13 protein-coding genes and 3 pseudogenes are annotated in these 19,541 nt (G+C 71.2%); 8 read left to right on the top strand and 8 right to left on the bottom strand.

Annotated features, from left to right (window positions below; all coding sequences use genetic code 11):
- Positions 1 to 264 precede the first annotated feature (264 nt).
- From gyrA to dnaA, 7 genes and pseudogenes are all read right to left on the bottom strand, one after another.
- A complete protein-coding gene (gyrA, locus tag WBK50_RS31875; RefSeq protein ID WP_445942415.1) occupies positions 265 to 2,769 on the bottom strand; it encodes a DNA gyrase subunit A in 2,505 nt (834 codons plus the stop codon).
- 66 nt (positions 2,770 to 2,835) lie between these two features.
- Positions 2,836 to 4,815, bottom strand: coding sequence for a DNA topoisomerase (ATP-hydrolyzing) subunit B (gyrB, locus tag WBK50_RS31870; RefSeq protein ID WP_341339098.1), 1,980 nt, complete (start codon positions 4,813 to 4,815; stop codon positions 2,836 to 2,838).
- Between the two features lie 402 nt (positions 4,816 to 5,217).
- Positions 5,218 to 5,781, bottom strand: coding sequence for a DciA family protein (locus WBK50_RS31865; RefSeq protein ID WP_341339097.1), 564 nt, complete (start codon positions 5,779 to 5,781; stop codon positions 5,218 to 5,220).
- A 150-nt stretch (positions 5,782 to 5,931) separates the two neighbouring features.
- Positions 5,932 to 7,083 carry a DNA replication/repair protein RecF gene (gene recF / locus WBK50_RS31860; protein WP_341339096.1) on the bottom strand — a complete coding sequence of 384 codons (1,152 nt, stop codon included), beginning with the start codon at positions 7,081 to 7,083 and terminating at the stop codon, positions 5,932 to 5,934.
- A 16-nt stretch (positions 7,084 to 7,099) separates the two neighbouring features.
- Positions 7,100 to 8,016, bottom strand: a pseudogene (gnd, locus tag WBK50_RS31855) (phosphogluconate dehydrogenase (NAD(+)-dependent, decarboxylating)).
- Positions 8,017 to 8,152: 136 nt separating this feature from the next.
- Entirely contained in the window at positions 8,153 to 9,298 is a 1,146-nt protein-coding gene (gene dnaN, locus WBK50_RS31850) for a DNA polymerase III subunit beta (RefSeq protein ID WP_341339095.1), read from the bottom strand.
- Positions 9,299 to 10,496: 1,198 nt separating this feature from the next.
- Positions 10,497 to 12,134, bottom strand: a complete 1,638-nt coding sequence (gene dnaA / locus WBK50_RS31845) for a chromosomal replication initiator protein DnaA (protein ID WP_341339094.1) — start codon at positions 12,132 to 12,134, stop codon at positions 10,497 to 10,499.
- Positions 12,135 to 12,701: 567 nt separating this feature from the next.
- Here dnaA and rpmH point away from each other — a divergent pair.
- From rpmH to WBK50_RS31805, 8 genes and pseudogenes are all read left to right on the top strand, one after another.
- A pseudogene (gene rpmH / locus WBK50_RS31840) lies at positions 12,702 to 12,836 on the top strand (50S ribosomal protein L34); the annotation flags it as partial.
- A gap of 26 nt (positions 12,837 to 12,862) precedes the next feature.
- Complete coding sequence (gene rnpA, locus WBK50_RS31835) at positions 12,863 to 13,243, top strand: ribonuclease P protein component (RefSeq protein ID WP_341339093.1); 381 nt, start codon at positions 12,863 to 12,865, stop codon at positions 13,241 to 13,243.
- Positions 13,240 to 13,683: a membrane protein insertion efficiency factor YidD gene (gene yidD / locus WBK50_RS31830; RefSeq protein WP_445942327.1), complete on the top strand. Its 444-nt coding sequence runs from the start codon at positions 13,240 to 13,242 to the stop codon at positions 13,681 to 13,683. Before rnpA ends, yidD begins: the two co-directional genes overlap by 4 nt.
- Positions 13,677 to 14,756 (top strand): membrane protein insertase YidC, encoded by a 1,080-nt coding sequence (gene yidC, locus WBK50_RS31825; protein ID WP_341339092.1) that lies wholly within the window; start codon positions 13,677 to 13,679, stop codon positions 14,754 to 14,756. The genes yidD and yidC overlap by 7 nt, the downstream gene beginning before the upstream one ends.
- A 157-nt stretch (positions 14,757 to 14,913) precedes the next feature.
- The gene (locus tag WBK50_RS31820) at positions 14,914 to 15,447 is read left to right on the top strand and encodes a Jag family protein (RefSeq protein ID WP_341339091.1); all 534 of its coding nucleotides are present in this window, start codon (positions 14,914 to 14,916) and stop codon (positions 15,445 to 15,447) included.
- A 104-nt stretch (positions 15,448 to 15,551) separates the two neighbouring features.
- Positions 15,552 to 16,241 (top strand): 16S rRNA (guanine(527)-N(7))-methyltransferase RsmG, encoded by a 690-nt coding sequence (gene rsmG / locus WBK50_RS31815; protein ID WP_445942326.1) that lies wholly within the window; start codon positions 15,552 to 15,554, stop codon positions 16,239 to 16,241.
- A gap of 38 nt (positions 16,242 to 16,279) precedes the next feature.
- The gene (locus tag WBK50_RS31810) at positions 16,280 to 17,176 is read left to right on the top strand and encodes a ParA family protein (RefSeq protein WP_341339089.1); all 897 of its coding nucleotides are present in this window, start codon (positions 16,280 to 16,282) and stop codon (positions 17,174 to 17,176) included.
- A 5-nt stretch (positions 17,177 to 17,181) separates the two neighbouring features.
- Complete coding sequence (locus tag WBK50_RS31805; protein ID WP_341339088.1) at positions 17,182 to 18,168, top strand: ParB/RepB/Spo0J family partition protein; 987 nt, start codon at positions 17,182 to 17,184, stop codon at positions 18,166 to 18,168.
- A 78-nt stretch (positions 18,169 to 18,246) separates the two neighbouring features.
- Here WBK50_RS31805 and WBK50_RS31800 read toward each other — a convergent pair.
- Positions 18,247 to 19,196: pseudogene (locus WBK50_RS31800) on the bottom strand (D-alanine--D-alanine ligase family protein).
- Positions 19,197 to 19,541 lie beyond the last annotated feature (345 nt).

The raw sequence follows: 19,541 nt of genomic DNA, 5'->3' as shown, positions 1-19,541 counted from the left end.
GCGACCGGGGTCGGTGTGCCGTGCGCCACAGGCGCCCCCCCGACGGGGGTCGGCGCGCCGTTGGGCCTTGTCTGCCCGGACGGTGACACGCCACCCACCGCACCTCCGGGGAGGGCCTGTGAGTCCGTCGCGACGCTGCGGCCGGGCTCGGTCCCGTCGCCGGACGGCGCCGGCGGGGTCTTCTCGTTCTCGCTCACGAGGTGGGGATCTCCTCGGTCGTCGGCTGGGCGCACGGCACGGTCACGATCTGCTCGCCTGCGGCGATCAGCTCGACGTCCCGGTCACCTCGGGGTCGTCCGCATCGTCCTCGGCATTGCGTGCCACCGCCAGTAGGGTGGCGCTCTCGCCGAGGTTCATCAGGCGCACTCCCTTTGTCTGCCGACCGGCCTTGCGCACCTCGCGGGCCGAGGTCCGGATGACGCCACCGGTCGAGGTGATCGCGTACAGCTCGTCGTCGATCCCGACGATGAGCGCCCCGACCAGCGTGCCACGCCGCCGGTCGTACTGGAGGGTCAACACTCCCTTGCCGCCGCGACCCTGCACCGGGTAGTCCTCGATCGGCGTGCGCTTCGCGTAGCCGCCGGCCGTGGCGACCAGCACGAACCTGTCCGGCTGGACGACCGCGATGGACAGCAGCCGGTCCCCGGAGTTGAAGCGCATCCCCAGCACGCCGGACGTGGCGCGACCCATGGGGCGCAGCACCTCGTCGCTCGCCGTGAAGCGGATCGACTGGCCCTCGGCGGAGACGAGCAGGAGGTCGTCCTCGGCGGAGCAGAGCACCGCACCGACCAGCTCGTCGGAGTCCCGGAGGTTGATGCCGATCAGGCCACCGGAGCGGTTGGAGTCGAAGTCCTCCAGCTTCGACTTCTTGACCAGACCGTTTCTCGTCGCCAGGACGAGATACGGGGAGGCCTGGTAGTCCTTGATCTGCATGACCTGGGCGATGTGCTCGTCCGGCTGGAACGCGAGCAGGTTCGCGACGTGCTGACCGCGCGCGTTCCGGTTGGCCTCGGGCAGCTCGTAGGCCTTGAGCCGGTAGACCCGGCCCTTGTTGGTGAAGAACAGCATCCAGTCGTGGGTGGAGCACACGAAGAAGTGGGCGACGATGTCGTCCTGCTTCAGGGTGGCACCCTGCACGCCCTTGCCGCCGCGCTTCTGCGCCCGGTAGAGGTCCGTCTTGGTGCGCTTCGCGTAGCCGGTCTGCGTGATCGTGACGACCACGTCCTCGACCGCGATGAGGTCCTCGTTGGTGACGTCGCCGTCGTCCGGGACGAGCCGGCTGCGCCGCTCGTCGCCGTGCTTGTCGACGATCTCCTGCAGCTCGTCCCGGACGATCTGCCGCTGTCGCTCGGGGCGGGCGAGGATGTCCTCGTAGTCCGCGATCTCGAGCTCGATCTCGGCCAGCTCGTCGACGATCTTCTGCCGCTCCAGGGCGGCCAGCCGACGCAGCTGCATGTCCAGGATCGCCTGCGCCTGGATGTCGTCGACCTCGAGCAGGCTGATCAGGCCCTGGCGTGCGACGTCGACGGTCTCCGACGCCCGGATGAGCGCGATGACCTCGTCCAGCGCGTCGAGCGCCTTGACCAGGCCACGCAGGATGTGGGCGCGCTCCTCGGCCTTGCGCAGCCGGTAGCGCGTCCGCCGGACGATGACCTCGATCTGGTGCCGGATGTAGTTCCGGACGACCTGGTCCAGCCGCAGCGTGCGGGGCACGCCGTCGACGATCGCCAGCATGTTGACGCCGAAGCTGTACTGCAGCTGGCTGTGCTTGTAGAGGTTGTTCAGCACGACCTTGGCGACCGCGTCCCGCTTGAGCGTGAACACGATCCGCATGCCGATGCGGTCCGACGACTCGTCGTTGATCTCGGAGATCCCGGCGAGCTTGCCGTCGCGGATCATCCCGGCGATCGACTCGACGAGGTTGTCCGGGTTGACCTGGTACGGCAGCTCGGTGACGACGAGGATGGTGCGCCCCTTGCCGTCCTCCTCCACCTCGACGACGGCGCGCATCCGCACCGAGCCACGGCCCGTGCGGTAGGCGGACTCGATGCCGTCCCGGCCCACGATCAGGCCGGCGGTCGGGAAGTCCGGGCCCTTGATCCGGGCCATCAGCGCCTCGAGGAGCTCCTCGTCGGAGGCCTCGTAGTTGTCCAGCGCCCAGACGACGCCCTCGCCGACCTCACGGAGGTTGTGCGGCGGGATGTTCGTGGCCATGCCGACCGCGATGCCGGAGCTACCGTTGATCAGCAGGTTCGGCACGCGGGACGGCAGGACGACAGGCTCCTGCGTCTTGCCGTCGTAGTTGTCGAGGAAGTCGACGGTTTCTTCCTCGATGTCCTGCAGCATCGCCATCGCGAGCGGGGTGAGGCGACACTCCGTGTACCGCATGGCGGCCGCGGGGTCGTTGCCTCGGCTGCCGAAGTTGCCCTGCCCGTCGATCAGCGGGTACCGCATCGACCACGGCTGCGCGAGCCGGACGAGCGCGTCGTAGATCGAGCTGTCGCCGTGGGGGTGGTAGTTACCCATCACCTCGCCGACGACACGGGCGCACTTGACGTAGGAGCGGTCGGGCCGGAACCCGTTCTCCCCCATCGAGTACAGGACGCGCCGGTGCACCGGCTTGAGCCCGTCCTCGACCAGCGGGAGCGCCCGGCCGACGATCACGCTCATCGCGTAGTCGATGTAGGAGCGCTGCATCTCCTGCTGGATGTCGACCGGCTCGATCCGGTCCCCGCCGCCCGGGGGCGGCGGCGGGAGTGTGGGGTCCAGGGTGTCCGTCACGTGGTCCTTCTTCTGCTCGTGCGATCCGTACGTCCGTCTAGAACACTCGTGTGACTAGACGTCGAGGAAGCGCACGTCCTTGGCGTTGCGGGTGATGAACGAACGGCGGGACTCGACGTCCTCGCCCATCAGCACGGAGAACAGCTCGTCCGCGGTCGCGGCGTCGTCCAGGGTGACGCGCAGGAGCACCCGGTGGGCCGGGTCCATCGTGGTCTCCCACAGCTCCTTGGCGTTCATCTCGCCGAGACCCTTGTAGCGCTGCACGCCCTCTTCCTTGGGCAGCTTCTTGCCCGCGGCGCGACCGGCCTCGATCAGCCCGTCCCGCTCGCGGTCCGAGTAGGCGAACTCCGGCTCCGCGCCGCGCCCACCCCACTTGATCTTGTAGAGCGGCGGCTGCGCCAGGAAGACGTGGCCGGCCTCGACCAGCGGACGCATGAAGCGGAACAGCAGCGTCAGCAGCAGCGTGCGGATGTGCTGGCCGTCGACGTCGGCGTCCGCCATCAGCACGATCTTGTGGTAGCGAAGCTTGTTGATGTCGAACTCGTCGTGGATGCCGGTGCCGAGCGCAGTGATGATCGCCTGGACCTCGGTGTTCTTGAGGACGCGGTCGATCCGGGCCTTCTCGACGTTGATGATCTTGCCGCGGATCGGCAGGATCGCCTGGAACATCGAGTCCCGGCCGGACTTGGCCGAGCCGCCCGCGGAGTCACCCTCCACGATGTAGACCTCGGACTTGGTCGGGTCCGTCGAACGGCAGTCCGCGAGCTTGCCGGGCAGGCCGCCGATGTCCCCGGCGCTCTTGCGCCGGACGAGCTCGCGGGCCTTGCGTGCCGCCATCCGGGCCTGCGCCGAGGACACCGCCTTGTTGACGATGACCTTGGCCTCGGCCGGGTTGCGCTCGAACCAGTCCGCCAGCCACTCGTTGCTGACGCGCTGGACGAACGACTTCACCTCGGTGTTGCCGAGCTTGGTCTTGGTCTGGCCCTCGAACTGCGGCTCGGCGACCTTCACGCTGACGATCGCGGCGAGGCCCTCGCGGATGTCGTCCCCGGAGAGCGCCGGGTCCTTCTCCTTGAGCAGCTTCTTGTCCCGCGCGTAGCGGTTCACCGTGCTGGTGAGCGCGGAGCGGAAACCCTCCTCGTGGGTGCCGCCCTCGTGCGTGTTGATCGTGTTCGCGAACGTGTAGACGGACTCGGAGTAGCCCGAGTTCCACTGCATCGCGACCTCGACCTGGTGGCCGGTGCCCTCTCCGGTGAAGCCGATGACCTTCTTGTGGATGGCTTCCTTGGACCGGTTGATGAAGGCGACGAAGTCCTCCAGCCCGCCCGGGTAGTGGAAGACGTGCTCCTTGACCTTCGCGACGTAGCCCTCGGCGTCCGGCTCCTCCGCGTCGGAGGTGTCGCCGTTGCGCTCGTCCCGCAGGACGATCGTGAGGCCCTTGTTGAGGAAGGCCATCTCCTGCAGCCGGCGCTGGATCGTCTCGATGCTGAACGTCGTGGTCTCGAAGATCTCCGGGTCCGGCCAGAACGTGAGGGCCGTGCCGGTCTTCTTCGTCTCCTCGCCCTTGTGCAGCTTCCCGGGCACCGAGTGGTCGTAGTGCTGGCGCCAGACGTGCCCGCTGACATGGATCTCGACGTCGAGCGCGCTGGACAGCGCGTTCACGACGGAGACGCCGACGCCGTGCAGGCCACCGGAGACCGCATAGGACTTGCCGTCGAACTTGCCGCCCGCGTGCAGCACGGTGAGCACGACCTCGACGGCCGGCTTCTTCTCGACCGGGTGCATGTCCACCGGGATGCCGCGGCCGTCGTCGACCACGCGGACACCGCCGTCGGCGGTCAGGGTGACCTCCACCCGCGTCGCATAGCCGGCCATCGCCTCGTCGACCGCGTTGTCCACGACCTCCCAGATGAGGTGGTGCAGCCCGCGTTCACCGGTGGACCCGATGTACATGCCGGGGCGCTTGCGCACCGCCTCCAGGCCTTCGAGCACGGTGATCGACGACGCGCTGTAGCCGCTCTTCTTCTCCGCCACGGGCTGTTGGTCTCCTCGCCACGAGAACCGGTGCCGCCCCGCGCCGGACGCGCGGGCACACCTGCTCAACGACCGAGCGGCCCTTCCGTCATCTGCCGCGGGACGCCGACAGGCGTCGCCTGCGAGCACCGATGAGGGGAGCCGCGCGGAACACTCCCTTTATTCTACTGGTCCGGTCCGACAGGAGTGCGGCTAGGACACGGCCAGAATCGTCACAGGCGCCCGTTCGTGGATGAGGACGGGTCGCGACGGCGGGTACGGGGCTCCCGAAGTGCAGCCGCGGCGTCATGTCGCGCTCATTTCGGCCCTGCGGCGCGCAAGCCGGTCCGCGCGGGTGTCAGGCAGGCCGTTCTCACACGGGGGTCCTGGGGCGAGGGAGCCTGCCCACCCCGCCCGGCGGGCTCAGCCGTAGGTGTCGCGCGGGCCCCGGCCGCCCCGGACGGAGCGCGGGCCGTGCCGCCAGCTCGGCCCGCTCGGGCCGACCACCCGGATCCGCCGCACGACGTCGCGGCCCACGGCCGCGGCGAGCCGGCCGAGGAGCTGGCGCTGCAGGGTGCGCACCTGCGTCGCCCAGGCCGTCGACTCCGCCTGCAGGGTCAGCTCGCCGTCCCGCAGGGAGACCGGCGTGCAGTGGTCCGCGATGTCCGGGCCGACGAGCTCGGGCCAGCGGCTCAGCACGGTCGCGTCGGTCAGCCGGGACGACCAGCCGCGATCCATGGACACCCTGGAGACGAGGCGGCCGAACGGCTGCGGGTCCCGGTCGTCCGGGCCCGGACCGGACCAGCGGCGGCGGCGGCCGGTGCGACGGGATCCGCGCACCGGTGTCCCACGGCGTTCGGCGTTGCGCTCCTCCCGCTGCTTCGCCGACGCCTCCCGGGCCGCCCGGAGCGCGTCGCGCGCAAGATCCGAGCCACGACGAGCGGTGCCGGAACCCTCGTCCCCAGGGGTGTGGACAGGACTGTGCATACCGGGCGAGGTCGACGGTCGATCGGCGTCGCCCGGCGGTTCCGAGTGACCGCCATCACCAGAAAGGTGGTAGTTATCCACAGTATCCACAGCCTTGTCCCCAGGAGAGGCCCAAAATCGGTCTCTCAGCGCCTGAAGTCCCCTCCCTCGTCAGGAGGGGTTCGTCTCCGATCCACCTGTCTCCACACGCACCACCGCGCCGCCGCCCACCGCGAACCGCGTCCCGTCCAATTCGGCCGGGACGTCCTCCGCGACGGCCGCCGTCACGATGACCTGTTCCGCCTCTGCGGCGACCGTGGCCAGCGCGCGCCGCCGCGCCGCGTCCAGCTCGGCGAACACGTCGTCCAGGATCAGGACGGGTTCGACGTCGTCCGCGCGGAGCAGCCGGTAGGACGCGAGCCGGAGCGCGAGGGCCAGCGCCCAGGACTCCCCGTGGCTCGCGTACCCCTTGGCCGGTCCCTGGCCGAGCCGCAGCTCGAGATCGTCGCGGTGCGGTCCGACGAGGCAGACCCCGCGCTCGATCTCCTGCCGGCGGACCCGCGCCAGCTCGTCCAGGAGCAGGGCCTCGAGCTCCACCGGGGTCGGCGGGAGGTCCCCCGGGACGGAGCACCGGTAGGCGAGCCCGATCGGATCGGAGGACGGCGCGACCTCCGAGAACGCCTTCTCGGCGTGCGGCGCGATGGCGTCGACGAGCTGGAGGCGGCCGGCGAGCAGGGCCGCGCCGGTCTTCGCGAGGTGCCCGTCCCAGACGTCGAGGGTCGAGAGATCGCCGCCGCCCCCGTTGTACCTGGCGCTCTTCGCGGTCTTCAGCAGCGCCGACCGCTGACGCAGCACCTTGTCGTAGTCCGCGCGTACGCCCGCATAGCGCGGGTACCGGGCGACGAGCAGCTCGTCGAGGAACCGCCGCCGCTCCCCCGGATCCCCCCGGACCAGCGCGAGGTCCTCGGGCGCGAACAGCACAGTGCGCAGGATCCCGAGGATCTCGCGGGGCCGCGGCACCGGCGCGCGGCTGACCCGCGCCTTGTTCTGCCGGCCCGGCGTGATCTGCAGTTCGACGTCCAGCTGCCGGCCGAGGTGTACGACCTGCCCGCGGACGATCGCGTGCTCCGCACCACGGCGGACCAGCGGCGCGTCGTTCGAGACCCGGTGCGACCCGAGCGTCGACAGGTACCCGATCGCCTCGACCAGGTTGGTCTTGCCGACGCCGTTCGGCCCGACGAGCACGCTGACCCCCGGCCCGAACTCCAGCTCGGCGCGTTCCCAGGAGCGGAAGTCCTCGACGGCCAGTCTCCGCAGATGCACTAGGACAAGCCCTGACCTAGCCCTGGGTCGAGCCGGTGCCCGAGCTCGGACCCGCGGTGTCACCCGGCCGGCCGGCCGGGCCGGCGCTCTTCTTCACCGCATGCCCGCCGAACTGGTTCCGTAGCGCCGCGACGGCCTTCATCGCCGGCGACTCGTCCTGCCGCGAGGCGAACCGCGCGAACAGTGCCGCCGAGATCACGGGCAGCGGGACGGCGTGGGTGATGGCCTCCTCGATCGTCCACCGGCCCTCGCCGGAGTCGTCGACGTAGCCCTCGAGCTCCTCGAGGTGCGCGTCGTCCTTGAGCGCGTTGACCAGCAGGTCCAGCAGCCAGGAGCGGACGACCGTGCCGCGCGACCACGCCTGGATCACCGCGGGCACGTTCGTGACCAGCGGCGCGGCCTCCATCAGTTCGAAGCCCTCGGCGTAGGCCTGCATCAGGCCGTACTCGATGCCGTTGTGGACCATCTTCGAGAAATGGCCGGCGCCGACCGGGCCCGCGTGCGCGAAGCCTTCCTCGCGCGGGCCTTCCGGCCGCAGCGCGTCGAAGATCGGCATGGCGAGCGCGATGTGCTCGTCCGACCCGCCGGCCATCAGGCCGTAGCCGTTGTCCTTGCCCCAGATGCCGCCGGAGACCCCGCAGTCCAGGTAGCCGATCCCCTTGGCGGCGAGCAGCGCGGCATTCGGGGCGTCGTCGGTGTAGCGGGAGTTGCCGCCGTCGATCACCAGGTCACCGGGCGAGAGGACCTCGCTCAGCTTCTGCACGGTGCTGCGGGTGGCGTCCCCGGACGGGACCATCACCCAGACGACCCGGGGGACTCGAGCGCCGCCGCGAGGTCCTGCAGCGAGCCGACGTCCGTCACCTCGGGGCGGGGGTCGTAGCCGACGACCTCGTGGCCCGCCGCACGAATGCGGTCCCGCATGTTGCCGCCCATGCGGCCGAGGCCGATCAGTCCGAGTTGCACGTCCGCTGCTCCTCCGCCGGGATGGATCTGATGCCGACCATCGTGCACCAGGGCGGACCGGCGGGCTCGCCCGGTCCGCCCGTTCCCCCGATGGCAGGCCGGTGCGTCAGCCGGGCAGCCGGACGGGCATCAGCAGGTGCAGGTAGCCGGGGTCCGGGGCGGGCTCGCCCTCGGCCGGCGGCGGGACGACCGGGCGCACCAGCGCGGGCCGGTTCGGCGTGGTGAAGGTGAGCTGGGCCCGGGCCGTGTGCAGGGCGCCGAGGGAGTCCAGCAGGTAGCCCGGGTTGAACGCGATGGTGAGCGGGTTCCCGTCGAGCATGCAGGGGAGCTCCTCCTCCGCGCTGCCGACGTCGTCCCCACCTGCGGCGAGCCGGAGCCCGTCCTCGCCGAACTCCATCCGGATCTGGGCGACCCGGTCCGCGACGAGCGACACGCGCTTGATCGCCTCGACCAGCGCGGCCACCTCGAGCTCGGCGGCGGTGGTGTGCTCGGTGGGGATGAGCTGGCGGAACCGGGGGAACTCGGCGTCGAGCAGGCGGGTCGTGGACCGGCGGCCGCCCCCGGTCATGCCCAGCATCCCGTCGCCCGCGGACAGCGCGATCTCGACCGTGCCGGAGCCGGCGAGGGTCTTCGCGACCTCGGCCAGGGTCCGGGCGGGGATCAGCACCGCGGTGGAGATCGATTCGTCCTCGGGCTGCCAGTTCAGCTCGCGGACGGCGAGCCGGAACCGGTCCGTCGCGGCGAGCGTGAGGCGCCCGCCCTCGATCTCGACCCGGACGCCGGTGAGCATCGGCAGCGTGTCGTCCCGCCCGGCCGCCACCGCGACCTGCGCGACGGCCTCGGCGAGCTGGTTCGCGTCGATCTTGCCCGCGCGCTGGGGCATCGACGGCAGCTGCGGGTAGTCCTCGACCGGCATGATCGGCAGGGAGAACCGGCTGTTCCCGCAGTTGATCGTGGCTCGCGAGCCGTCGACGACCATGTCCACCGGCTTCGAGGGCAGGGCGCGCGTGATGTCCGCCAGCAGCCGGCCGGAGACGAGGACCTTGCCCGGATCGCCGATCGTCGCGTCGAGTTCGACGCGGGCCGAGGTCTCGTAGTCGAAGCCGGAGACGGTCAGCTTGTCGCCGCCGTCGCCGCTGCTCCCCTCGATGAGGACACCGCCCAGGACCGGGACCGGGGGCCGCGCAGGCAGGCTGCGGGCGACCCACGCTGCCGCATCGGCCAGGACGTCGCGTTCGACCCGGAACTTCATGGCGGGATGGACCTTTCACCGATGGTGCTGAGGGGGACCGAAGGCGCGGGACTCTCGTCGGACGCCTGGACGGACACGGAACTCGACTGAACGTGCATCGACCGTCGCCGTGGACCGGGCGAGGGGCCCCGGAGCGGTTCGAGATCGGTCGGCCCACCGTAGAGCCTTCCGAGCCCGGGTGTCACGTCGGCCGTCGGCCGACCGGAGCGACCGGGTGAGGCGCGGCCGGGGACACGTTCGGGGCTCCATCCACCGCGTTGTTTCTCTTTAGATCTCTCCAAGAGAGAACTCCAGAAGCAGTGATAACACCTGTGGACAGTGTGGATGGAGCCCGTCGCCGCAGGTCGCACGGCGCGGCGTCGTGGGGACGGAACCCGGGGACTACCGGTTGACGGGCCGGGCGAACCGTGGATGGACGGCGATCGAGCCACCTTGTCCCGGATCCATCCCCCGATCCGAGGTGAGTTGTCCACGGGTTGGGGGTCGTTCGTCCACGGGCTGCTGACCGACCATCCACAGACTTGTCCCCAGATGTGGGTGAAGCGTGGCCGCGCGTCCACGCTGTGCGACCGCTCGGCGGGACCGGCACGTCACGATGTCGCGCGGGGAAACCCTCAGGAACCCCACCTTGCACATGTGCGATGACGCTCGGTGACCAGCAGCGAGCCGGCGCTCCCGTTTCGTGATCACGGCCGAGCGATGAACGCCCATTAGCGGCCGCCGAGCGGTACACGGTGGCGCGACACGCGCGGAGTTGCGGGATGCACCGGATCGAGATCGTGTCCGGATCGATGCACGCGGGGTTCGGCTGTGTCCGGTCGTCGGCGCGGGGATTCCGGGGAGCCCGGCCGGAGCGAGATCGGCGCTCTCCGGTCGTCTCAGCGGTGTTTCCGTGTGGGTGCTCGGCCCGCCTCGACTCGATGCGGGGAGTGAGTGGGCGGTCGGTCCGGTTCGGGGGTGTTTTCGTTCCGGGGCGCTGACCTGCGGTTGTGGATGCCTGGGGACAACTCGACGTCGAGTGGTCGGTCAGGGGTTCCGTGAAGATCGGCCCACCGCCGAACGGTGATCGACCCGAGACCCGGGCCGGGGGTGCCGGCGGCGCGGGTGGCGCGCGGTCGACCGGGAGCGTGGGGCCGGACGGTGCGCGTGGTGCCCCGGGCCCGGGGCACGGCCCGGACGCGGCAGGGACAGGTCAGGGTCAGTGGCGGGCGCGCTGCTTGATGCGCGCGGTGAGCTCCTGGACCTGCTCGAAGGTCTTGCGGCGGAGCGAGATCTCGTTGCGGATCTTCTTGTCCGCGTGCATGACGGTCGTGTGGTCCCGGCCGCCGAAGGTCTGCCCGATCCGCGGCAGCGAGAGGTCCGTCAGCTCGCGGCAGAGGTACATGGCGATCTGCCGGGCCTGGGCGAGCGCCTTCGTCTTGCCCGGCCCGCACAGCTCGTCGAGGGACACGTTGAAGAAGTCCGCCGTGACGGCCATGATCGTCGGCGCCGTGATCTCCGACGCCGCCGCGTCCGGGATGAGGTCGCGCAGCACGATCTCCGCGAGCTGGGTGTCGACCGGCTGCCGGTTCAGCGACGCGAACGCCGTCACCCGGATCAGCGCGCCCTCGAGCTCGCGGATGTTCCGCTCGATGCGCTCGGCGATGAACTCCAGGACGTCACCGGGAACGGCGAGCCGGTCCTGGGCCGCCTTCTTCCGGAGGATCGCGATACGCGTCTCGAGCTCGGGCGGTTGGATGTCGGTGATGAGGCCCCACTCGAAGCGGGTCCGCATCCGGTCCTCGAGGGTCTCCAGCCGCTTGGGCGGCCGGTCCGAGGAGACGACGATCTGCTTGTTCGCGTTGTGCAGCGTGTTGAAGGTGTGGAAGAACTCCTCCTGGGTTCCTTCCTTGCCCTCCAGGAACTGGATGTCGTCCACCAGGAGCACGTCGACGTCGCGGTAGCGGCGCTGGAAGGCCACCTTCCGGTCGTCGCGCAGCGAGTTGATGAAGTCGTTGGTGAACTCCTCGGTACTGACGTACCGCACGCGCATGCCCGGGAACAGCCGCTGGGCGTAGTGCCCGACGGCGTGCAACAGGTGGGTCTTGCCCAGCCCGGACTCGCCCCAGATGAAGAGCGGGTTGTAGGCCCGGGCCGGCGCCTCCGCGACGGCGACGGCCGCGGCGTGGCTGAACCGGTTCGACGCGCCGATGACGAACGTGTCGAAGATGTACTTCTCGTTCAGCCGGGTCTGCGAGCGGGGGGCGACCGGATCTCCCGCGCGGGGGGCCGAGTAGGTCGGCCACGCCTCCGGACGGGCGGCCCCCGACGCGGCGAGGGAGCCGAGAGGGCCCTCCCCGTCGTTCGCGCCGATGCCGACGAGAGGGGTGCCGCCGGGCGGCGTCGGGATGTCGAGGCCGAGCGGCTCGCTCCCCGTGCCCGGGAGGGCGTCGCCGCCGAGGGGCATCGGCTCCGGCAGGCGGTCGTCGTCGCGTGCGGGACGGGCCGGTGCCCCGCTGTTGCGCGACGGATGGACGCGTTCCGGCGGATCCGGGACCTCGGTGCCGCCGGACGCCGCGGAGGCGTCGACGACGACGGCGAGGTTGACCTGCACGCCGAGATGGCGGCCGAGCGCGTCGCTGATCGGCCGGCGCAGGATGCGCTCGATCGCGTCCTTGGCGAACTCGCTCGGCGCGGCGAGGAGTGCGGTGCCGTCGAGCAGGCCGAGCGGCCGGGTCAGCCGGAGGAACGCGCGCTGTTGCGCGGAGAGCCCGGGCGAGCCGTGTTCGGGTGAGCCGGAGAGGTCCGCGATGACCTGATTCCAGACCTGTCCGAGATCACCAGGTTGGTCGGCCACCGTCCGGCTCCTCCTCTCCCCGAAGTCGTAACCGGGCCGCAAGGGGCGGTCACCGGGTGTCGTCCTTGGTCCGACCTGCGGTCGGACGGGTGCGGGTCCGGCATCGGGTATCCCCAGACCTATCCACACATGTGCACAGACCCTACGCAGGACTGTGGGGCGGACCCCGGGCGGGCCCGCCCGGCTCGCTCGGAGCGGACGTGTTCCGATCCCAGCGGGACGGAACTGCGAGGCGGGCACGTTAACAACACCCTGGTCGCGGCCACAAGGCGCCCCCGCGTGTCGAGCCCTACGGGTGACGTGGCCGTCGCCCTGCGCGATCGTGACGGCGCTTCGGGGCCCCTCGCGGCGCAGGTGATGGGGCGGTTTGACCCTCTTCCGAGCGGCTGCGTACCCTGGGACGAACCGTGTCCGTGAGGATCGGTGCGCGCTGCTGTTCGTGCTACCGCGCTCCGCTCGCTCCCGGACACCGCAGCACGACCAGACCAGTACGAACCAGACCTCAGTGACGACAGCTACAGACGGCCCGGCTCCGCGCCAGGACGCCGTCGACCGGGAGAGCCGACCGTGAGCAAGGGCAAGCGCACTTTCCAGCCGAACAACCGCCGCCGGGCCAAGACGCACGGTTTCCGGCTGCGCATGCGTACCCGCGCGGGGCGCGCCATCCTCGCTGGGCGCCGCCGTAAGGGCCGCGCCGAGCTTCTCCGCCTGATCATCGCGGCGTCGGAGTGCTTCCGGCCGACGCCCGGCTGACCCGTCGGGACGACTTCGCCTCGACGATCCGCCGTGGCCGCAGGGCCGGACGCTCCCGTCTCGTCGTACATCTGCAGGTGAGTACCACCCCGGACCCGGCCGCGCCGTCCACTTCGGCGCGCGCCGGGTTCGTCGTGAGCAAGGCGGTCGGCAACGCCGTCGTGCGGCACCGGGTGACGCGTCGCCTCCGACACCTCGTCGCGCCCCGGATCGCGGACCTGCCCGCCGGGGCGCTCCTCGTCGTCCGGGCGCTCCCGCCGGCGGCCGACGCCACGTCCGCCGAGCTGGGCGAGGACCTGGACTCCGGCCTGCGCGCCGCGCTCCGCAAACTCCGCGCGACGGCGAGCAGCCCGTGACCGGCCCCGCCTCCGACGAGCCCGTCTCCGGGCATCCCACCTCCGAGGGGCCGGGACCGGACGACGTCACCACCGACACGAGCACGGCGGACGGCCCCCGTCCCGGGCCGGTCGCCCGCATCCTGATCGGCGCCGTACGCTTCTACCAGCACTGGATCTCCCCGGCGCTGCCTCCGACCTGCCGGTTCTACCCGAGCTGCAGCGCCTACGCGGTCGAGGCCGTCCAGGTGCACGGGGCGCTGCGCGGGACGGGTATGGCAGTTCTGCGACTGTTGCGCTGCGGACCGTGGCACCCTGGCGGTGTGGACCCCGTGCCGGAGCGCCGGGCGCGGGCCGGCCCCGGACCTGCGGCGTCTGCCGACCCTGCGGCGGGGGCCGCGCGCGCCCACCACGAGCCCCACGACTGCGCCAGGAACTGCGAGGAGCAAGCGCCGTGCTGAACTTCATCTACTACCCCGTGTCCTTCATCATGTGGGTCTGGCACCAGGCGTTCGGCTACGTCCTCGGCGAGGACAAGGGCATCACCTGGGCGTTGTCGGTCGTGTTCCTCGTCTTCACGCTGCGACTGATCCTCTACAAGCCCTTCGTCGGGCAGGTCCGCTCCATGCGCAAGATGCAGGAGATGGCCCCGGAGATGCAGAAGCTCCGGAAGAAGTACGCCAACGACAAGCAGAAGCTCGCCGCGGAGATGCAGAAGCTGCAGTCCGAGAACGGCGCGAACCCGCTGGCCGGCTGCCTCCCCGTGCTCGTCCAGGTGCCGGTGTTCATCGGCCTGTTCCACGTGCTCCGCGAGTTCAAGCCGGGCAAGACGGAGAACTATTTCTTCGGCGCGGACGAGGTCAAGTCGTTCATCGACGCGGACCTGTTCGGCGCCAAGCTCGGCGCCTCGGTGGTCCCGCTGCAGGGCGCGCCCAGCCTCGAGAGCCTGGGTACGGACATCCCGAGCATGTTGATCGTGATGGTCCCGCTGATGATCGCGGCGGGCATCTTCACCCACATCACCGCGCGGCACTCCGTCGCCCGCCAGGCGGAGGCTCAGGCGGCCGCCCCGCAGGCAGCGATCATGAACAAGCTGATGCTGTACGTGTTCCCGATCGGCGTCGTCGTCGGAGCCCCGTTCCTGCCGCTCGCCATCCTCTTCTACTGGGTCTCGAACAACCTGTGGACCCTCGGCCAGCAGTACCTCGTCTACCGGAAGATCGACGCCGAGGAGTCGGAGAAGCGCGAGCAGGCCGTCGCCAACCGCAACGCCCTCGCCCCGAAGCCGGGCCAGAAGCCGCAGGTCGGTCAGAAGCCGCAGGTGCGGCCGCAGGGGGACGACGGGTCCGAGACCCCGGCGGAGCCGTCGTCGAACGGCACCACACCGAACAACGGGAACGGCAGCTCCGCCCCCGCGAAGAAGCCCGGGGCCAAGCCGGTGAGCGCCAAGCGGCCGGGCGGCCAGGGCAACCGCTCGGGTGGTGGAGGCTCCCGTCCGCAGGCCGCCCGGAACAAGGGACGCAAGCGACGCTGACGCGCCGCGGCCACGTCGTCGAGCAGCCGTACAGGCGCCGCACGTCGCAGCCGCCGCGGCGCCCACGAACCTCCGGAGCCCGCCCGGGTGCGGGCTCCTCGGTGGGCCGACGGGCAGGTCTCGTCGTCCATCGGAACACCTCGAAGGGAGAACCACCGTGCCGAAGACGGCAGAGGAGGGCTCGGCGCCCACCGCCACCCCCAAGGCGGACACGCCGACGTCGGGCGAGGACCAGCTGATCCGCGAGGGTGACATCGCGGGCGACTACCTCGAGCGGCTGCTGGACATCCTGGACTTCGACGGGGACATCGACCTCGACGTCGAGGCCGGCCGTGCGATCGTGAGCATCGACGGCGGTGAGGACCTGGAGAAGCTCGTCGGCGACCGGGGCAACATCCTCGAGTCGCTGCAGGAGCTCACCCGGCTCGCCGTGCAGCAGTCCTCGGGTAACCGCAGCCGACTGATGCTGGACATCGCGGGCTGGCGGCAGCGTCGCCGGGACGAGCTGACCGAGATCGGCAAGCGGACGGCCACCGACGTCCTGGAGACCGGCGAGCCGGTCCGGTTGCGCCCGATGACGCCGTTCGAGCGCAAGGTCGTGCACGACGCCGTCGCGGGGGTGAAGGGCGTCTTCAGCGAGAGCGAGGGCGAGGAGCCGCGCCGTCAGGTCGTCGTCTCCCGGACGAAGTGAGCGGGACCGGGCGAGCCGAACCGGTCGTGGCGCCCTCCGGTCCCCACGGGCCGGGGGGCGCTTCCGTACCCGTACCCGGCTCCGGAACGGCTTCCGAGGAGGATGTGTTTCACGTGGAACATCCACCGCCGGCCGCCGCCGAGGTCTTCGGCCCCCGGCTCGATCTGGCCGCCCGCTATGTCGAGCACCTGGCGACGTCCGGGGTGGAGCGAGGCCTGATCGGGCCCCGCGAGACCGCCCGGTTGTGGGATCGGCACGTGCTGAACTGTGCCGTCGTCGCGGAACTGATGCCGGACGGCGCGAACGTGGTCGATATCGGCTCGGGAGCGGGCCTGCCCGGGATACCGTTGGCGCTCGCCCGTCCCGATCTTCGGATCGTGCTCGTCGAGCCGCTCGCCCGCCGGGTCGAGTGGCTGGACGAGGTCATCGCGGATCTGGGCCTGTCGCTCATCGTCGAGCGGGGCCGGGCGGAGGAGAATGCGATCAGGCGTCGATGGGAGGGGGCCGACGTGGTCACCGCTCGTGCTGTTGCACCGCTGCACCGCCTCGCCGGCTGGGCCATCCCGCTGCTCCGCCAGGACGGCACGATGCTCGCCGTGAAGGGCGCCTCCGCACCCGAGGAGATCGCCCGGGACGCCGCGTCCGTTCGCAAGCTGGGCGGTGGCACCCCGCGGGTCCTGCACTGCGGAGTGGGCCTCGTCGATCCCCCGAGCACCGTGATCGCCGTCGACCGGGAGTCCCGGCCGAGCGGGCGGGCCGGACGCCGGGACCGGAAGAAGGGGCAGCGGCCGTGACTGCTGTTCCACGTGAAACATCGAAGGAAGGTCCCCGCGTGAGCATCGGCTGGACCCCCATCGCGGAGGAGGCGGAACGCGCGGCGCGCGTCCTGCATCCGGACCGGCACTCGATGCCGAAGCCCGCGCACAGGCGTGTCCTCACCGTCGCCAACCAGAAGGGCGGCGTCGGCAAGACGACCAGCACCGTCAACATCGCCGCAGCGCTCGCGCTGCACGGGATCCGGGTGCTCGTCATCGACCTGGACCCACAGGGCAACGCCAGCACGGCCCTCGGGGTGGAGCACCGCGCGGGTACGCCGTCGATCTACGAGGCGCTGCTCGGCGAGATCAGCCTCGTGGAAGCGGCGGCGCAGAGCACGGCGTCGGAGAACCTGCTGTGCGTGCCGGCAACGATCGACCTCGCCGGCGCCGAGATCGAGCTCGTGAGCATGGTGGCCCGGGAGTCCCGGCTGAACCAGGCCCTCTCCGACGCGGTGCTCGACGAGCTGGACGTGGACTACGTCCTCATCGACTGCCCGCCGTCGCTGGGCCTGTTGACGGTCAACGCGCTCGTGGCCGCCGCCGAGGTGCTGATCCCGATCCAGTGCGAGTACTACGCGCTGGAGGGGCTCGGCCAGCTGCTCAGCAACATCGACCTCGTGCGGTCGCACCTGAACACCGCGCTGCACGTCTCCACGATCCTGCTCACCATGTACGACGGGCGGACGAAGCTCGCCGATCAGGTGACGTCGGAGGTCAGGCAGCACTTCGGGGGCACGGTTCTGCGTACGGTGATCCCGCGCAGCGTCAAGGTCTCCGAGGCGCCGGGATACAGCCAGACCGTGCTTGCCTACGACCCCGGCTCGCGGGGCGCGATGAGCTACGTCGACGCCGCCCGGGAGATCGCCGCCTACGGCGCCGAGATGGGTACGCATGAGACGAACGGGCGGTAGCGATGATGGCCGAGCGCAAGGGCGGTCTGGGCCGAGGGTTGGCCGCGCTGATCCCGACGGGTCCCCCGCCCGGCTCCTCCGCTGAGACGCCGGTCCCCCGCCCGTCGACCCCCTCGGCGGACGTGCCGGACCGGTGGAGTCGGCCGCTCGCCTCGGTGCCGGACGAGCCGTCCGCGGACGGCGACGGGTACGGCGCCGTGTACCGCGAGATCCCCGTCGAGGCGATCCGGCCGAACGCCAAGCAGCCCCGCACCCAGTTCGACGACGAGCACCTCGCCGAGCTCGAGCACTCCATCCGCGAGTTCGGCCTGTTGCAGCCGATCGTCGTGCGGGAGACGAGCCCCGGCAGCTTCGAGCTCGTCATGGGCGAGCGCCGTTGGCGGGCGTCCAGGCGCGCCGGGCTCGAGGTGCTGCCGGCGATCGTGCGGCAGACCGGCGACGACGCCATGCTGCGGGACGCGCTGCTGGAGAACATCCACCGCGTCCAGCTGAACCCGCTCGAGGAAGCCGCGGCCTACGAGCAGCTGCTCGGCGAGTTCGGCGTCACCCACACCGAGCTGGCGGACCGGATCGGCCGCAGCCGGCCGGTCGTCACGAACATGATCCGGTTGCTGAAGCTGCCGGTGCCGGTCCAGCGCCGGGTCGCGGCCGGCGTGCTGTCGGCCGGGCACGCCCGCGCGCTCCTCGGGCTCGACGAGGCGGAGAAGCAGGAGGAGCTCGCCGCCCGGATCGTCGCCGAGGGGATGTCGGTGCGGGCCACCGAGGAGGCCGTCGTGCTGGCGCGCAGCGAGCGGGCCGCCCCGGCCCGCAAGGCCCGTCGGGCGCCGATCCACGCCCCCGGGGCCGACCGGCTCGCGGAGAGCCTGTCGGACCGTTTCGACACCAGGGTCAAGGTCGAGCTCGGGCAGCGCAAGGGCCGGATCGTCGTCGAGTTCGGCTCGGTCGAGGACCTGGAGCGGATCGCGCAGCTGATGGGGCGCGCCGAGGACTGAGCGCTCCCCCGCCGTACAGACGACGAGGCCCGATGTTCCACGTGGAACATCGGGCCTCGTGGCGTTTCCGGTCGGGCGCTACCCGCGTTCGACGGCGCGCTCGACGAGGGCGGCGAACAGCTCGCCGAGGTCCATCCCGGCTGCCGCGACGGCGATCGGGAGCAGCGACGTGTCGGTGAGCCCCGGAGACACGTTCACCTCCAGGATCTGCACCCGTCCGTCGGCATCGACGACGGCGTCCATACGGGAGATGTCCCGGAGCCCGAGGAGCTGGTGCGCCTGGAGGGCGGTCTCCTTCAGGAGTTCCACGGTCTCCTCGGGCAGCCGGGCCGGGCAGTGGAAGGTCGCGGCACCCTGGGTGTAGCGAGCCGTGTAGTCGTAGACGCCGCCAGGCACGTCGACCTCGACCGGGGGCAGGGCGCGCGGGCCGCCGGCGCCGTCGTCGACCACGGAGACGGCGACCTCCGTGCCGACGACGAACCGCTCCGCGAGGACGGTGTCCGCGTAGGCGAGACAGCTGACCATCGCGGCGGGCAGGTCCGCGGCGGCCCGGACCACCTGAGCGCCGAGCGCGGAGCCGCCCTGGTCCGGCTTCAGCATCAGCGGCAGGCCGAGTCGCTCGACCATGGCGTCGAGCACGGCCTGTGCCCCAGCTCACGGAAGGTCGTGTGCGGAAGCGCGACCCAGTCCGGCGTGCTCAGGCCCGAGCGCGCGAGCTCGGCCTTGGCGGTCGGCTTGTCCCATGCGCGGCGGGAGGCCTGGGCCGAGGTGCCGACGAACGGGATGCCGAGCAGCTCCAGCACCGCCTGCACGGAGCCGTTCTCGCCCTCTCCCCCGTGCAGCGCGACCACGGCGGCGTCCGGCCGGTCCGTGCGCAGCCGTTCGATCAGTGACGCGTCGGCATCCCATTCACGGACGTCGACCCCGGCCTTGCGCAGCGCCCCGGCGAGCCTCCTGCCCGATCGCAGGGACACCTCGCGCTCATGGGAGAGCCCACCCGCCAACACGGCCACGGTTCGATCGGTCACGCCGGCATTCTGCGCTACGGCCCGGAGTGCCCGGTCATCCGGCCGGCGCGAGCGGGGCGATGTTCCACGTGAAACAGCAACGGGAGCCTTCGAGCTGCTCGGTCCCGGCGTGCGGGTCTGGTGGTTCGGCGGAAGATCGTGTCCGGGCGCCTCGTCGGCGACGCCCGAGGAACTCGCCGGGATCCTCGAGTTCTTGCTCCTTGGTGGCCGCTCACTGGACCCCCGGCCTTGCCGCGTCGCCCGGCTCTCGCGGTCGAGGTGCTGCCGCGTCTTCGGGTCTGTCCATCCGTCGTCGCTGCGAGGGCGCGCTCCCCTGGATCGCAGGGAGCCGGGACACGGGACGTC

Origin of the sequence: Pseudonocardia sp. T1-2H (genome assembly GCF_038039215.1) — a bacterium.
Classification (GTDB): domain Bacteria; phylum Actinomycetota; class Actinomycetes; order Mycobacteriales; family Pseudonocardiaceae; genus Pseudonocardia.
The sequence above is the reverse complement of the archived record's forward strand: the minus strand, read 5'-3'. Positions and strand labels throughout refer to the sequence as shown.